We start from the raw sequence: 14,877 nt of genomic DNA, 5'->3' as shown, positions 1-14,877 counted from the left end.
CAGTCCTTGTGAGAGGGACCAACGGAGCACGCTCATGAATAAGCCGGCCGGCAATATGTTTGCGCCTGAAATCCTGGTCGATCCGTTCGACTATTACCGCCAGGTGCATGAGGCGGGCGTGAAGCTCGAATTCGTGGCCGAGGCTAACGCGTGGGTCGTCTATTCCTACGATCTCGTTTCGGAAGTGACCGCCAAGCCGGAGATCTATTCGAACGACTTCGCAGCACTGATGGGTGCCGACGATGACGAGATCAACGCGATCCTCGCAGAGGGCTGGGACAATCCGCCGACCCTGCTGACGGCCGACCATCCGGTGCACACGCGCAACCGCAAGCTCGTCAATCTCGCGTTCTCGGCTCCGCGTGTGAATGCAATCGAGGAGGACATGCGCGCCAAATCAATCGATCTGATCGAAAAGATGGCGCAGAAAAACAGCGGCGATTTCGTCGAGGATTTCGCCATTCCGCTGCCGGTCGCAATGATCGCCCAGCAGATCGGGCTCGACAACGATCCCAAGCAGGTAAAGGCATGGTCGGACGCGGCGGTCGACCGCTTCAGCCAGCTCATAAGCCGCGAACGAGAGCTCGAATGTGCGCGCAGCTTCGTCGATTACCAGAAATACATGAAACGCCTGATCGACGATCGCCGCGAGAATGGCGGCGACGATCTGCTGACCGATCTCGTCGAAGCGCGTGTCGAAGGCGAAAAGCCGCTGACCGACGAGGAAATCATGTCGATCATGCAGCAATTCATGGTCGCCGGGAACGAAACAACCACTTCGACCATGGCGGGCGGGCTCCTGCAATTGATCCGCAATGCCGACCAGATGGCGAAGGCAAAGGAGGCTGCCGGAGGGCGCAATCCCAAGCTGATCCAGAACATGGTCGAGGAAATGTTGCGCTACGAATCGCCCAGCGCGGGGATCTGGCGCGTTGTGAAACAGGACGTCGAGCTGGGCGGCGAGCAGATCAAGGCAGGTTCGATGCTGCAGGTCCGCTACGCAGCCGCCAACCGCGATCCGGCCAAGTTCGAGAACCCGGACGCATTCGATATCGAGCGCAAGAATGCGCGCGCGCATCTCGCCTTCGGCAAGGGCCCGCATATGTGCGTGGGCAACATGCTCAGCCGCAAGGAAATGTTCGTCGCCTTCGATGAACTGCTCGAGCGCCTCACTAATTTTCAGCTTGCTGACGAGGACGCCATTACCGTCCTGCCCAACATTATGCTGCGCGGGGTGACCCGCCTGCCAATCACCTATGAGGTAGCTTCGTGAACTTCGACCTTTCCGAAGAACAGGAGATGTTTCGCTCGACGGTCGAGCGGTTCTGCGCTCCGATCGATGTCGAGGCACGCCGCAAGCTGCGCAAGGCCGACGGCGGCTATGACCGCGCGCGCTGGCAGGAGCTGGCCGAACTCGGGCTGATCGCACTTGCAGCTGGCGAGGATGCAGGCGGTATGGCCGGTTCGCCGATTGATCTCGCTCTGGTCGGCGAGGCGCTGGGCAAGGCGAATGCTCCCGAACCCTGGCTCGAGAATGGCGTGCTACCTGCGAGAATCCTCGAAACATCCGGGCGCGTGGACGCCCTCGCCGAAGTGCTCGCCGGCGACACAATCGTGGGGCTCGCTTGGGCCGAACGCCAGCAACGCTACAGCACGACGCCGAAACAGACGAAACTCGAAGGCGGCAAACTTTCGGGCGAGAAAACCTTCGTGCTTGGCGCAGGGATTGCCGACAGCCTGATCGTGACAGCCTCCGAGGGTGGAGAGACGGTCTTTCTCCTGCTCGAGAAAAGCCGCGATGGGGTCGACCTCAGAACCTATCGGCTCGCCGACGGCAGCGTGTCGGGCGAAGTGCGCTTCAACGCGGTCGCAATTGACGAAAGCGACCGGCTTTCGCTCGGCGCAAAGGCATTCGCGCAGATCGTGGCGTACACGAACCTTCTCGCGGCGGCCGAACTGGCCGGGCTCGGCCAGCGCCTCCTCGACGATACGCTCACCTACGTGAAGGAGCGCGAACAATTCGGCGTTCCGATCGGCAGCTTCCAGGCGATCCAGCATCGCCTCGTCGAGTGCTACGCGCGGATCGAACAAGTCCGCTCGATGCTTTACCGCGCGGCGCTGAGCGACCGCGATGATGCCGAGAACTGGCAGCGCGCGGCTGCGGGCGCAAAGGCCTTCATTGCCGAGCAGGTCGATATGGTCGCGCGGGAAGCGGTCCAGATGCATGGCGGGATGGGCGTTACCGACGAACTCGCCATCGGCCATGCGATGAAGCGCGCAATGGTGCTGTCCCGCCTGTTCGGCGACACGGCCACCGCTCTCACCCACTATTCCGAGGCCGCCTGAGGAGCCCCGCGATGAACGCACTTACCCCGATCGATCCGGAGCTTTGGAGCGAGAATGGCGAACCGCACCTGATGGGCGGCAGGCTGCCCTCGGGCGAGATCGTCTTTCCCATGCCTCAAGGCGATGCCGCGAATGAGGTCGAACCTTACAAGCTGTCCAGGCATGGCAAGCTGTGGAGCTGGACCAGCCAGGGCTTCCTTCCGAAAGAGCCGTACGAAGGGCCGGGATCGGGCGAGAATGAAGGTCCGCAGGATTTCCAGCCGTTCCTTCTGGGCTATGTCGAGCTGCCCGGCGAAGTGATCGTGGAAAGCCGGATCGTCGATGCGACGCTCGACGAACTCGAACTCGGCATGCCGATGGAATTCTGCATCGTACCCTTCAATGCGGAGCATACGACCTATGCCTTCCGCCCCCTCAAAGGCGCGGAGAAAGCCGCATGAGCGAGAACGTCTATATTATCGGCGCAGGCATCCATCCCTTCGGCCGCACGGATGGCCGTTCGGGTCGCGAGCAGGGCGTCTATGCTGTGCGCGAGGCGATGGCGGATGCGGGCCTCGAATGGACCGACATCGAATGCGCCTATGGCGGCTCTGCCGCAGCGGGCAATGCCGACATCATGGTCAACGAGCTGGGTCTGACCAGCCTGCCCTTCACCAATGTAGCCAATGGCTGCGCAACCGGCGGCAGCGCGCTCGTCTCGGCGCAAATGGCGATAGCGAGCGGGTTCTACGACCTCGCTCTCGCGGTCGGGTTCGACAAGCATCCGCGCGGAGCGTTCAACGCGAAGCCCTCCGAATACGGCCTGCCCGAATGGTACGGTCAGACCGGCATGATGCTGACGACGCAGTTCTTCGCATTGAAGATCCAGCGCTACATGCAGCTGCACGGGATCAGCCGCGAAACGCTGGGGCGGGTCGCGGAAAAGGCTTTCCGCAACGGCACGATCACCCCGCATGCCTGGCGGCGCAGCCCGATCGATCTCGAAACGATCATGAACGCGCCGATGATCAACGATCCGCTGACGAAATACATGTTCTGCGCGCCTGCTGAAGGAGGCGTTGCGCTGATCCTTGCCAGCGAAAAGAAGGCGAAGGAACTCGGCGCTCTCAACAACAATGGCTCGGTCAGGATCGCCAAGGTCGCGGTGAAGACTCGTCCGCCGGACAGTTTCGAAGTCTTCCAGGCCGGCGTCAGCGTCAAGGAGGGCGGAAAGCCCACTGTGCTCGCGTCACAGGCGGCCTTCGAAGGCGCGGGCATCGGCCCGGAGGATATCGATGTCGCGCAGCTGCAGGACACCGAAAGCGGCGCGGAAATCATGCATATGGCCGAAAACGGCTTTTGCAAGGATGGCGAGCAGGAAGAATGGCTCGCCAATGGCTGGTCCGAAATCGGCGGCAAGCTGCCGGTCAACACCGATGGCGGCTGCCTCGCCTGCGGCGAGCCGATCGGCGCCTCTGGCCTCCGCCAGGTTTACGAGAACGTGCAGCAATTGCGGGGGCGCGCTGGCGAGCGGCAGGTGGAAGGTGCCAAGACCGGCTACAGCCACGTCTATGGCGCGCCGGGCCTATCCGCAGTCGCAATTCTGGAGCGCTGAATGGGCAAGATGCAGAACAAGGTGGCCCTGGTCACCGGCGGTGCCGAAGGTATCGGCGCCACCGTGGGGCGGATGATCGTCGCGGAAGGCGGCAGCGTCATGCTGTGTGACGTCCAGATCGACAAGGCGCGCGCGCTGGCCGACGAGCTGGGCGAGAATGCGCAAGCTTTCGAACTCGACGTGCGCGATCTCGACCAGTGGCACAAGGCTGTCGAAGCGACGGTCGAGCGTTTCGGCAAGCTTACCGTGCTGTGCAACATCGCGGGCATCTCGGAGCCGGGCAATGTCGTCGACGGCACGCTCGACACCTGGGAGCGGACGATCGACATCAATCTCAACGGTCCGTTCTACGGAATGCGCGCCGCGCTTCCCGTGATGGAGAAAAGCGGCGAGCCGGGTGCGATCGTCAATATCGGTTCGATGATTGCGATCCGCGCGGCGGCATTCGTCGCCGCCTATAGCGCGTCCAAGGCGGGGCTTCTGGGCCTCACACGTTCGGTCGCGCTCGATTGCGCCGAGCGCGGTGTGCCGATCCGCGCCAACATGGTCCATCCGGGCGCGATCCGCACGCCGATGTATGAACGCTACAAGTTCTCGGGTGCGGACGAACCGGAGAATATCGAGCGCGATTTCGCAGCGACCCATCCGATGAACCGGATCGGCGAACCCGAAGAGGTCGCGCGTGCAGTGCTATGGCTGGCAAGCGACGAATCCAGCTTCACGACGGGCTGCGACATCACCGTCGATGGCGGCGGCAGCATCAGGAGTTAGGGAATTGGCCGAAGCGAACACCACCCAGCCGGCGCAGAGGATCGACGCGCACTTCATCGCGGCGGGCAAATATCACGATATCGATTACCCGCGGCTCGAAGTGCTCAAGCTGCTTGCCGAACACCCGCATATCCGCACGACGGTGGCTTGCGATTATTCGGGTCTCGAGCGACTCAACCAGTGCCGCTTCCTGATCACCTATACCTGCGACCTGATGCCGACCGAGGAACAAGCGAAGCAGCTTCGCGCGTGGATCGAGGCGGGCGGCAAATGGCTCGCCTTGCACGGCACCAACTCGATCCTCGTGTTCACCGAAGACGGACTGGTCGATGCGCCGAACGACCGGCCCGATGTGATGGAAATGCTCGGCACACAGTTCAAGGCGCACCCGCCGATTGGCCCCTTCCCCGTCGAGGTGGTCAACAAGGATCACGAGCTGACCCGGGGTATCGAGGATTTCGAAGTGGTCGACGAACTCTACCTGTCGAAAACCACGGCCGAGATCGACACGCTGATGCAGACCACTTTCGAAGGCGAGGCGACCGGCTTCGTCGACGAAAAATGGGAAAAGACTGCGGTGCCGATCCTCTACACCCGCGACATCGGCGATGGCCGGATCGTCTACAACACGCTCGGCCATTGCCGCGGCCATTACGATCTGCCCGGGATGCAGGACTTCTATCCGCACAAGGAAATGTGCGCATGGAACTATGACGTGTATTATGACTTGCTCCGGCGCTCGATAGCCTGGGCGATGAGAGACACCGCGAGGGATGGAGCCTGACATCATGGATATGGAGTTTTCCGAAGAAGATCTGGCCTTCCGCGAGGAAGTGCGCAGCTTCGTCAAGGAGAAGCTACCCGAACGGCTGAAGGATGGCGCGCGCCGCACGCCCGGCGTTTTCGTTGAGCCAGACATCGGGATGGAATGGCACCGTACTCTCAACGAAAAAGGATGGGTCGCGCCGCATTGGCCGAAAGAAAACGGCGGCACGGGCTGGACCCCGGTGCAGCGCTATATCTTCGAGAAGGAAAGCGCGCTCGCCGGCGCGCCGGCGCTGTCGATCCTCGGCCTGCGCCTCGTCGGGCCGGTGATTTGCGAGTTCGGCACGCCCGAACAGAAGGAACGTTTCCTGCCCGGCATCCTGTCGGGCGATGATTACTGGTGCCAGGGCTATTCCGAGCCGGGATCGGGCAGCGATCTGGCTTCGCTCAAGACCACCGCGCGGCTGGAAGGTGACGAGTATGTCGTCAACGGATCGAAGATCTGGACGACCCATGCCCACCACGCCGACTGGATCTTTGCGCTCGTGCGTACGGATAACAGCGGCAAGAAGCAGCAGGGCATCACCTTCCTCCTGATACCGATGGACCAGGAGGGCGTGGAAGTGACGCCGATCATGTCGATGTCGGGCGACCACGAGGTCAATCAGGTCTTCTTCAGCGACGCCCGGACCTCGGCCCAGAACCGCATCGGCGAGGAAGGCGCAGGCTGGGCCATCGCCAAGTTCCTGCTCGAAAACGAGCGTGGCGGTTCATGCTACGCACCGCGCCTTCTCAAGAGCATCGACTGGCTCGAAGAGACCGCGCGCGAGCAGCCCTCGGGCGTCAACGGCGCGGTCGCGCATGACCCCCGGTTCCGGGACAAGCTGGCGCGCACAAGGCTCGAAGCCGAGGCGCTGGAAGTGACCGAACTGCGCATTCTTGCCGATCTTGCCAAGGGCCGCGCGCCCGGCCCGCAGACCTCGCTGGTCAAGATGATCGGGTCCAATATCGGTCAGGAAGTCGACACGCTGCGGCTCGAACTGCTCGGCTATGACGCCATGCAATTGCCGTGGGAGCGGCCGCTTTACGGCAATGAAGCGCCCGAACCGGTCGGCAGCGAAGCCGCGCAGGTGTCGCTCGGCAAATATCTCAACAGTCGTGCCGCAACCATCTTCGGCGGTTCGGACGAGGTGCAGAAGAATATCATTGCCAAGACCGTCCTCGGTCTCTGACTGTTCCGCCCAACAAACCCAGACACATAAGGACGCCCTTCGATGGATATTTCCCAGCTGATGTTTCGCGACGGCCTGATGAAGGACGAGCGCATTCTCGTGACCGGCGGCGGCACCGGCCTGGGGCGCGAAATGAGCGAGGCGTTCCTCAAGCTGGGGGCCGATGTCTACATCTGCGGCCGGCGCCAGAACAAGCTCGACGAAACGGCGCAGGAACTGATGGATGCGCATGGCGGCTCTGTGAAGGCCATCGCCTGCGACATCCGCGATGCCGATGCGATCGACGCGATGATCGACCAGATCTGGCAGGACGGTCCGCTAACCGGTCTGGTCAACAATGCCGCAGGCAATTTCATCAGCCGGACCGAGGACCTGTCGGTCAACGGCTTCAACGCCATCGCCGATATCGTGTTTCGCGGAACCTTCTACGTCACGCATAATGTCGGCAAGCGGATCATCGCCGAGAAGGGGCGCTGCAATGTCCTCTCGATCCTCACCACCTGGGTGTGGAACGGGTCGGCCTTCGTCGTGCCCAGCGCCATGTCGAAGAGCGCGATCAACACGATGACGCAGAGCCTCGCGGTCGAGTGGGGCCGCTACAACATGCGCTTCAACGCGATCGCGCCGGGCCTTTTCCCAACCAAGGGGATGAGTGCGCGACTCTCGCCCGGCGGACGCGGCGGCAATTCGAACAACGAGATCAACCCCATGGGCCGCCACGGCGAAATGCACGAGCTGGCCAATCTCGCGGTGTTCCTGATGGGTCCGGGCGCCGAATATGTGAACGGCCAGACCATCGCTATCGACGGTGCCGGCTACCAGGCGACGGGCGGTACCTTCTGGTCGACCCTGCAGGGGCTTGGCGATGAAGAGTGGGAAGGCCTGCGCGCGATGATCAAGGGCACCAATGCCAAGGACAAGTCGGAGCGCAGTACCGGCTAACCGGGCGAGGCGCTGTGGCGGGATCGACTGCGCCTGCAGGCGATGGCGCTATCGCTTGATCCAGCTCTTCGCTTCTTCAAGCTCGGCCATCGGGAAAACCTTCAGCGCGTAGGGTAGAACCGGCGCGAAGATTTTCATCGTCTTCGTCACCCAATTGACGTCGGTCACCACCGCGATGCGCGAGAAGTCGCGCAAGTGCTTCAGGTCGAACTTGGTGTCTTCCCAGGCAGCATCGCCGGCGAAGGTCGCATAGTCATCGCCCATCACGAACATCAGCTTGAGGATGTCGTGCTCTTTCAGCTTTTCCTCGACCAGCGGCACCAGTGTCTCGCGATAATCCTCGGCGGTGATGATCCCTATTGCCCGCACCGCGACGACATCGCGCGGCAAGCCTTCGATCACTTCGAAGCGGCCGGGATCGTCGCCCGCGGCCAGCGCCCAGGCCTTCGCATCCTCGAACTTTTTCGCCGGGAAGCGCCGGACGCTCGCCTTGACGAAATGACCGGCAACTTCGGGACCAAGGGCAAGCAGAGGGGAATCGCCGACTATCGCGACCTTGGACACGATCTTTCCGTGGACCTTCACGAAATGGAAGTGGCGCGACAGCGCGCCGAGACTGTCCCAATGCGGCAGCTTGTCGACGCGGATCACCAGATTGGGGACGCTGTCGGTTTCGTTGATGTGGCCATCGATCGCCGCGGCGAGGTCGGCGAAATCCTTCTCCGACAGGGCACCTTCGGGGCTCAGGACGACGATCCCCGGATGCGTTGTGTCTATGTCGATCATGCTCGGGCCCTTTCCTGACATCCTCATTCCGAGTCGAAATTACGCCTCGGGCCCGCCCCGGTCTTTGCGCAGGATCAAATTCGCACCTCCACACTGCATTGCAGCGCCCGGTAAACTCTAGCTACCCGCGCTATCCGCAATGCCCTGCGCGGTCTTGTAATCCGGTTTGCCGTTGTTGAGCCTCAGCGACTCTTCGGTGAAGAAATAGGCGCGCGGAATCTTGTAGCCTGCGAGCCCCTCGCGTGCCGTTGAATCGAGCACCTCTGCCAGCCCCTCCGCCCAACCTTGCGCCTCGCCCTCGGGCTGCACCACCGCCACCACCTTGCGGCCAAACCGTTCGTCCGGAAGGCTGACGACGCGCACGTCCTTGACCTGCGCATGGTCCTGCAGGACCGCCTCGACTTCCTCGGGGAAGACTTTCTCGCCGCCTGTATTGATGCACATATTGTCGCGCCCGATGAACTCGAGCGTGCCGTCCGCGCTCCACCGCGCACGGTCGCCGGTCATCAGATAGCGCGTGCCGTCGATCACCGGGAAGGTCTGCGCGTTCTTTTCGTCCTCGCCGAGATAGCCGAGCGGCAGCGGGCCGGAGCGGGCGACAATGCCGATACCGTCGGAGCCCGGCTTCACCTCCTCGAGATTTTCGTCGAACAGCTTGGTCTCGCGTCCCGGCAGAGCCTGGAACTTGCCGCCGCCGCTCGACCCCGCTGCGGTCGTAATGACCACCGCAGTGCCCGAACTCTCGCTCGATCCGAGCGCATCGAAAATGACGAGGTTCGGATTGTGCGCGATGAGTCGCTTCTTGTTGCTTTCGGAGAAGATCGCACCGGACGAGCCGATCATGCGCAGGCTGGCGATGGCCTCGCTGCCATCGGATCGCTTGTCGAGGGCATCGGCCAGCGGAAGGGCAAAGGCGTCGCCGACGATGAACAGGTTCTTCGCGCCCAGCCGACCGACCTCGTCGATCGCAAGGTCCGCGTCGAAGCGTTCGGCCGGAAGCATCGCCAGCGTTCCGCCCTTGAGCAATTGAATCACGGCCGAGAACTGCCCTGCGCCATGCATCAGCGGGCTGAGCAAGAGCGTGGGCGCGCTGGATGCGGGATGATCCGGCGTGATCCGACCCGCCTCTGCGGCATGGTCTTCCATCGAAGTCGCAACGAAGGGCGGCTCGCCCATCCCGCGCTGCCAGACCGAGATGCCGAACGCCTGCCATGCTTCTTCGAAAGGCCACATTACCGCCTTCGGCATGCCGGTGGTGCCGCCGGTAGCGGTGAAGAAGAGCGCCTGGCGGTCATCATGGACTGCAAAGCCGGCGGGTGGCTGCGTCCCGAGGAGGTCCTGCCAGGTGCCTTGATCGGCGCCGACGTCGATCACCGGCAAGGCATCGTCCGGCATGGCCGCCTGGGCGCTGGCGGCAAAATCGCTTTCAACGAAGAGTGCCTTCAATCCGAATCGCTCGAAAATGTCGGCAAGCTCGCGGTCCTTGTAATGGTAATTCACATTGACCGGGGTCACGCCCGCTTTCGCGCAGCCGAAATAGGCGAGCATGTAATCGGGCGTATTGCGCAGCATCTGCCCGGCAACGTCGCCGGGCTTCAAACCTAGCGCGGCAAGCCCGGCAGCGATGGAGTCGGTAAGCGAATCGAGTTCGGCCCAGGTCACGATCCTGTCGCCGTGGATCAAAGCGGGCCTTTCAGGTTCGATTGCCTGCGACAACGCCTTGAGCGCAAACCCGAAATTCTCACCGCGCCATGTCATGACTCGCCTTGCCTCCTCATGTCTGATAGGCTTTACTCTAGAGAACGGGGCCGTGAAGAGCGCCTGAAGAAATGAAGAGGCAGGTTGCCGCACTGTGGGTGTATCGGCGCCTGACGGAGAGAGGAAAGGACATTGGGCTATGGCCACGAATGTCGTTGATTTGCACAACCCCCGTGGGCGCGAAAGTCTCGACGAGATGCTCGAAGCGGTGACCATCCGCTCGTCCGAGGATATTCACGATGCCGCTGTTGCGCTTGCCCGAATCGCTGAAGAGCGCGGCATGCAGGTTTCCGTTTGCGACGATATTTCGTCGAAGGAAACGATGCTCGACAGCGATGGCACGGTTCTGAACGCAGACATTTTCGGCTGGATCGCCGACGGAGAGCGTTGGTGGGAAGATCATCGGCTCGCCCTCAGTTCTCCCCTGCCCAGAGCATGCCGCTATGAAAGCGAACCCTTCTGGATCAACCAGCAGGGATTCCACATGCGCTGGCGCAATTCCTATCTCGAGGAAATCGATCTTTCCGATTTCGAGAAGCGTTCCCTGTGCAAGGCCGCGATCGTGATCCCCGTGCATCTGCCCTTCGGCCAGATTTCGGCGAACAGCTTCATCAGCCTCGATCGCGAGAAGGATGATTTGAGCCAGGAGTTCGAACTGTTCGGCTCGCTGTTCTCGCAGATCACGCGACGCTTCATCGCAGGCTACGTGCAGGCGATCCGCACCACGCGGCGCATCCCTTCGGATTGCGTCCTGTCGAAGCGCGAGGTCGAATGTCTGCGTTGGGCAGCGATCGGAAAGACCGACAAGGAGATCAGCATGATCCTCGAACGGTCGCACGCCACGATCCGCTATCACATTCACCGGGCGGGCGAGAAACTCGATTCGGTCAATCGTGCGCAGACGATTTTCAAGGCCGGGCAGCTGGGTTACCTGGGCGCGAATAGCTAGTTTCGCGCGTCGCCGGCGGGCTCTACGAAGCTATTGAAGCATCGGCTCGCCGGGCCGCAAGCCCGACCGGACGGCCTACGGTCTTGCAGGCCATGCGCGCTCCTGTGACTAACCGAGCGTTCTCACGGGCTCGCTGCCGTCCCAATTCTCGCCAGCCTGCTTGATCATGGCGAAGAGGTCGGGGCCGTCATTGTCCTGCTGCAGGATTTCGACGAGGTGCCCGGTACCCCTGCCGGGATCGACATAGATCACCTCGCTCGCGCCGAACTTGCCTTCGATCACGACCTCCGCGCCCTGCGCCTCGCACGTCTTGCGAGCGTCAGCGATGTCGTCTGTCAGTATGCAGACATGATGGACGCCCTCGGTCGCGGCATAATCGTCGGAGTAGATGGAGGGCGCGTCATTCTCGGGCCGGATCAGCTCAATCTGGATATCGCCCCAATAGGCGAGCGCCAGCGTGAATGTCGCCTCGGTGGCCTGGCCCTTGTACTTCATTCCGTCGAGATGAATGTTCTCTATCAGGAAGAACGGGCCCACCCCCATTACCTCGGTCCAGTAGCTGATCGCCGCGTCGAAATCGTCCGGCACGAAGGCTAGCTGCATCACTTCGCCCAGTCCTGCCAATCCGCCTGCTTTCGCCATGTCCCGGTCTCCTCTTCAATCCGATAGGATCAGATGGAAGACAGTTGTGCGATAAAAGCGTAAATCGACACTGCGTAAATTGCGAGGAGAAGCCCAAGAGGAGGGGCTGGTCGCCATGAACGAAATCAAGAACATCGCACGCGAAGATCGCTGCCCGGGCATGGACTACACGGAAATGCTGAAGGGCGACACGCGCACTCCGCCCGACTATTTGTTCGAGGAAACCGTGGCAGACATGCCCAACGATCCTCTGCCGGTAGAACCCTATATCAGCGAAGAGTTCGCGCAGCTCGAACGCGAGAAGATGTGGCCCAACGTCTGGCTCTTCGCCGCGCGCGAAGACGAACTGCCCGATGCGGGCGATGTCGTCGTATTCGAGATCAACGACAAGAGCTTCCTCGTCACCCGCCAGCGCGACGGAAGCGTGCGGGCCTTCTACAACGCCTGCCTCCATCGCGGTCGCAAACTGCGTACGAAGAGCGGCAATTCCACCCAGTTCCGCTGCCCCTTCCACGGGTTCACATGGAAAACGGACGGGTCATTGAAGGAAATCCCGTGCGAATGGGATTTCAAGCATCTCGAAGGCAAGGATATCGACCTTCCGGAAGCCCGGGTGGAGCTGTGGCAGGGCTTCGTCATGATCACCGAGAATCATGATCTGCCGGACTTCAAGACCTGGCTTGGCCCGGCTGCCGACCATTACGAACGCTATGATTTCGAGAATCGCTACACCGGCATGTGGGTGGCGAAGAAGATCCCCGCCAACTGGAAAGCGACTGCCGAGGCGTTCATGGAAGCCTGGCACTCGGTTACCACGCACCCGCAACTGCTGCCGTTCCTCGGCGATGCGAACTCGCGCTACGATCACATCGGCGATCACTTCAACCGGGCGATCACCCCTTCGGGCGTCCTCAGTCCGCACCTCTATGGCAAGGACCAGAACTACGTTCTCGAGAAGATGAACGAGTTTTCGGGCGGTGCCGACGCAAGCACCAACCGCCGCTTTGCCGCGGGCGCCGGCACGGACGAGTTCGATCCGGAAGATCAGCTCGCCGCGCGCAAGGTGCTGGCAGAAGCGGGCCGCAAGGGCTTCACCGAGCAATATGGCTACGATTACTCGGATGCCTCGGACGCCGAGATCCTCGACAATTTCACTTACAATATCTTCCCGAACTTCTCTCCGTGGATCGGCTTCCTTCCGACGCTGGTCTATCGCTGGCTGCCGGGCGACACGCCCGACTGGTGCATCATGGAGATCCGCCTGCTGTTCCCGACGCCCAAGGGCGAGGAGCGGCCGCGCTCGGTCGAGCGGACCTATATTCCCGATGACGAGCCCTTCGCCTGGGCGGCGGACATCATGGGTCCGCAACTTGCTGGCGTGTTCGATCAGGACATGGCCAATCTCCCGCATGTCCAAACAGGCATGAAGGCGATGAAGGATGGAGAGATGGAACTGGGTGCCTATCAGGACAGCCGTGTTCGTCACTTCCAGACGACGCTGATGAAATACATCAACGGTGAACTGCCCAAGACCGCATGAGCCAATTCGGGTTTGACCTCGGTGGGCGCAATGCACTCATTACCGGCGCATCGTCCGGGCTTGGTGCGCGTTTCGGTCGGATCCTGGCCGAAAGCGGCGCCAATGTCGCACTGGGTGCAAGGCGCGCCGACCGTCTCGAGGCGCTCGCCGGCGAAATCGGCGAGCGTGCCCGCGCGGTGCAGATGGACGTGGCGAGCGAGGCGGACATTATTGCAGGCTTCGATGCCGCCGAAGAGGCATTCGGGACGATCGATACGGTCATCGCCAATGCCGGGGTCGACGGCGCAGGCATGATCGCCGACATGCCCGAGGACGAAATCGAGCGGACGCTCGCGATCAATCTCAAGGGTGCGATCCTGACCGCTCGCGAAGGCGCGAAACGCATGATTGCGGCAGGGACGACCAAGGGGCGCATCGTGCTGATCGCTTCGATTACCGCGTTCGAGCCTTCGCCCGGTCTCGTCGCCTATTCGGCGAGCAAGGCGGGTGTGAAACAGGCCGCGCGCAGCATGGCGCGCGAATGGGCGCGGCATGGCATCTGCGTGAACACGATTTCGCCCGGCTATATTCGCACTGCCATCAACCAAGACTGGTTCGAGACCGAGCCAGGCAAGAAGCAGATAGCGCGCTTTCCCAAGCGGCGATTGATGGACGAAGAAGGACTGGATGCGCCGCTGCTCTTCCTGTGTTCGGATGCAGCCGAATTCGTGACCGGAACCGATTTCGTGCTGGATGACGGCCAGACCCTGTGACGCGCAGGCTCCTGTCGATGGCGGCGGGGATCATGCCCGAAGCAAGCCCTGCCCAACTGGTTGAGGCGGCCGCCGCGGCGCAATTCGATTTTGGCGGGATGTGGGCCGAGCGTGACAGCTGGACCCCGGCAACCACACGAGCAATCCGTCAGCAGGCGCGCGATGCTGGCCTCCCCCTGCTCGATCTCGAAGTGGCCTGGATCATGCCCGGCCCGCCCGACCCGTGGCTCACCGAACTGGTCGAAATCGCTGCCGAACTGGGCGCGCGCAACCTGCTGTGCGTGTCTTCCGACCCCGATTCCGCTGCCACCGCTGCAAAGCTCCAGCTGTTGGTCGATCGGGCCAAGGGAACCGGAGTGCGGGTCAATCTCGAGTTCGGGGTGTTTACCGAGGTCAAGACGATCCACGCAGCGTCGGCGATAGTTGAACAGGTCGATGGCGATGCCAAGGCGCTGCTGGTCGATACGCTGCACTGGGCGCGCTCCGGTGGGACAGCGGAGGACCTTGCCGTAATCCCGCGTGATTGGCTCAGCTATTGCCAGCCATGCGATGCGCCCGCAGATGCACCTGATCTGGGCGATGCCGACGCGGTGATCGACGATGCGATCAATCGCCGCATGCCGCTGGGTCAGGGTGGGCTGCCGCTAGGGGCGATGATGGATGCCCTGCCCAATGACTTGCCATTGGCGGTTGAGGAGCGGTCTGCTGCTCTGCGCGAGGCCTTTCCCGACCTCAAGGAGCGCGCTGCGGAAGTTTACCGGACCAGCCGGGCGTGGCTCGACGCGCGCGGATAAGTCCCG

General features: G+C 62.1%; 15 protein-coding genes. 12 read left to right on the top strand and 3 right to left on the bottom strand.

Annotated features, from left to right (window positions below; genetic code table 11):
* Nucleotides 1-34 precede the first annotated feature (34 nt).
* The 8 genes from CCE89_RS06855 to CCE89_RS06820 are packed head-to-tail and all read left to right on the top strand — an operon-like array spanning nucleotide 35 to nucleotide 7,650.
* Nucleotides 35-1,273 carry a cytochrome P450 gene (locus CCE89_RS06855; protein ID WP_086437308.1) on the top strand — a complete coding sequence of 413 codons (1,239 nt, stop codon included), beginning with the start codon at nucleotides 35-37 and terminating at the stop codon, nucleotides 1,271-1,273.
* Nucleotides 1,270-2,346, top strand: coding sequence for an acyl-CoA dehydrogenase family protein (locus tag CCE89_RS06850; RefSeq protein WP_086437307.1), 1,077 nt, complete (start codon nucleotides 1,270-1,272; stop codon nucleotides 2,344-2,346). Before CCE89_RS06855 ends, CCE89_RS06850 begins: the two co-directional genes overlap by 4 nt.
* Nucleotides 2,347-2,357: 11 nt before the next feature.
* Nucleotides 2,358-2,786, top strand: a complete 429-nt coding sequence (locus tag CCE89_RS06845) for a Zn-ribbon domain-containing OB-fold protein (RefSeq protein ID WP_086437306.1) — start codon at nucleotides 2,358-2,360, stop codon at nucleotides 2,784-2,786.
* Nucleotides 2,783-3,940 carry a thiolase family protein gene (locus CCE89_RS06840; RefSeq protein ID WP_086437305.1) on the top strand — a complete coding sequence of 386 codons (1,158 nt, stop codon included), beginning with the start codon at nucleotides 2,783-2,785 and terminating at the stop codon, nucleotides 3,938-3,940. The genes CCE89_RS06845 and CCE89_RS06840 overlap by 4 nt, the downstream gene beginning before the upstream one ends.
* A complete protein-coding gene (locus CCE89_RS06835; RefSeq protein WP_234989985.1) occupies nucleotides 3,941-4,711 on the top strand; it encodes an SDR family NAD(P)-dependent oxidoreductase in 771 nt (256 codons plus the stop codon).
* Nucleotides 4,712-4,715: 4 nt separating this feature from the next.
* Nucleotides 4,716-5,495: a ThuA domain-containing protein gene (locus tag CCE89_RS06830; protein WP_234989984.1), complete on the top strand. Its 780-nt coding sequence runs from the start codon at nucleotides 4,716-4,718 to the stop codon at nucleotides 5,493-5,495.
* Between the two features lie 4 nt (nucleotides 5,496-5,499).
* Complete coding sequence (locus CCE89_RS06825) at nucleotides 5,500-6,708, top strand: acyl-CoA dehydrogenase family protein (RefSeq protein WP_086438010.1); 1,209 nt, start codon at nucleotides 5,500-5,502, stop codon at nucleotides 6,706-6,708.
* Nucleotides 6,709-6,750: 42 nt separating this feature from the next.
* The gene (locus CCE89_RS06820; protein WP_086437304.1) at nucleotides 6,751-7,650 is read left to right on the top strand and encodes an SDR family oxidoreductase; all 900 of its coding nucleotides are present in this window, start codon (nucleotides 6,751-6,753) and stop codon (nucleotides 7,648-7,650) included.
* 48 nt (nucleotides 7,651-7,698) lie between these two features.
* Here the strand turns inward: CCE89_RS06820 and CCE89_RS06815 are convergent, their stop codons facing one another.
* Nucleotides 7,699-8,436 carry a SpoIIAA family protein gene (locus tag CCE89_RS06815; protein ID WP_159456604.1) on the bottom strand — a complete coding sequence of 246 codons (738 nt, stop codon included), beginning with the start codon at nucleotides 8,434-8,436 and terminating at the stop codon, nucleotides 7,699-7,701.
* Nucleotides 8,437-8,553: 117 nt separating this feature from the next.
* A complete protein-coding gene (locus tag CCE89_RS06810; RefSeq protein WP_159456603.1) occupies nucleotides 8,554-10,194 on the bottom strand; it encodes an AMP-binding protein in 1,641 nt (546 codons plus the stop codon).
* Nucleotides 10,195-10,333: 139 nt separating this feature from the next.
* On the opposite strand from CCE89_RS06810, the gene CCE89_RS06805 reads away from it, so the two are divergent.
* Nucleotides 10,334-11,143, top strand: a complete 810-nt coding sequence (locus CCE89_RS06805; RefSeq protein WP_086437301.1) for a helix-turn-helix transcriptional regulator — start codon at nucleotides 10,334-10,336, stop codon at nucleotides 11,141-11,143.
* A 108-nt stretch (nucleotides 11,144-11,251) separates the two neighbouring features.
* On the opposite strand, the gene CCE89_RS06800 is transcribed toward CCE89_RS06805, so the two are convergent.
* Nucleotides 11,252-11,785, bottom strand: a complete 534-nt coding sequence (locus tag CCE89_RS06800; protein WP_086437300.1) for a VOC family protein — start codon at nucleotides 11,783-11,785, stop codon at nucleotides 11,252-11,254.
* 115 nt (nucleotides 11,786-11,900) lie between these two features.
* On the opposite strand from CCE89_RS06800, the gene CCE89_RS06795 reads away from it, so the two are divergent.
* From CCE89_RS06795 to CCE89_RS06785, 3 genes are read left to right on the top strand one after another with little or no spacing between them, the layout of a single operon-like run.
* Entirely contained in the window at nucleotides 11,901-13,325 is a 1,425-nt protein-coding gene (locus tag CCE89_RS06795; RefSeq protein WP_086437299.1) for an aromatic ring-hydroxylating oxygenase subunit alpha, read from the top strand.
* Nucleotides 13,322-14,077 carry an SDR family NAD(P)-dependent oxidoreductase gene (locus CCE89_RS06790; protein WP_086437298.1) on the top strand — a complete coding sequence of 252 codons (756 nt, stop codon included), beginning with the start codon at nucleotides 13,322-13,324 and terminating at the stop codon, nucleotides 14,075-14,077. The genes CCE89_RS06795 and CCE89_RS06790 overlap by 4 nt, the downstream gene beginning before the upstream one ends.
* On the top strand, nucleotides 14,074-14,871 hold the full coding sequence (locus CCE89_RS06785) for a sugar phosphate isomerase/epimerase family protein (RefSeq protein ID WP_086437297.1): 798 nt from the start codon (nucleotides 14,074-14,076) through the stop codon (nucleotides 14,869-14,871). Before CCE89_RS06790 ends, CCE89_RS06785 begins: the two co-directional genes overlap by 4 nt.
* Nucleotides 14,872-14,877 lie beyond the last annotated feature (6 nt).

This window comes from Altererythrobacter xiamenensis, assembly GCF_900177715.1.
Lineage (GTDB): Bacteria > Pseudomonadota > Alphaproteobacteria > Sphingomonadales > Sphingomonadaceae > Erythrobacter > Erythrobacter xiamenensis.
Note: the sequence above shows the minus strand (reverse complement) of the source record. Positions and strands in the feature narration are given on the sequence as shown.